Origin of the sequence: Caballeronia sp. NCF2 (assembly GCF_023631205.1) — a bacterium.
GTDB classification, from domain to species: domain Bacteria; phylum Pseudomonadota; class Gammaproteobacteria; order Burkholderiales; family Burkholderiaceae; genus Caballeronia; species Caballeronia zhejiangensis.
On record NZ_JALQDN010000077.1, the window covers coordinates 1 to 545 of the forward strand.

Below are 545 nucleotides of genomic sequence, written 5' to 3' on the forward strand. Positions count from 1 at the left end.
GCAGGCAGAAATGAGGTGCCGTAGTGACGCGCGAAGTCCAGCACGGTGTCGCCGGCGCGAGGCTCATAGCGATCGGGACCGGCGATCATCGCGCGCGGGTTGTCCGGCACGATCAGTTGGGGAACGCCGCCGTAGAAGGTCAGCGCGCGGGCGATACCACTCAGCCAGTCCTCCATCGTCTCGGCTGGCGTGGCGCATGCGAATGTATAGCTCGATGCGCCCATGGCGGCCACGAAGATGTGCGCGCGGCGCCCTGTGGTCAACGGCAACGTGGGACCGGCGAAGTCGACGAATAGCTTCTCGCCAGCACGGTGGATCTGCCGCATCGAGCGCTTCAGCCGTTTCGCGAACGCCTTATAGTGCTCGCAGAATTGCGTGTAACGATAAGTCTTCCGATTCGCGAACTCCGCCTGATATTCCTCCCACAGCAACGTCAGCGTCACGCCCTTGCGGCGCAGCTCTTGATGAATGCGACCGTAGTCGGGCTGTGCATAGGCCGCGGGTCCGGTGGGCTTGCCAAGAAGCCGTCGCTCGAGCTCGCCCTC

At 63.9% G+C, this 545-nt stretch carries 1 protein-coding gene; it reads right to left on the reverse strand.

Features of this window, described 5'->3' with window-relative positions; all coding sequences use genetic code 11:
* Window positions 1-545, reverse strand: a 545-nt coding sequence (locus NCS02_RS30220) for an IS21 family transposase (protein ID WP_502800912.1), incomplete at both ends; no start/stop codon positions are given.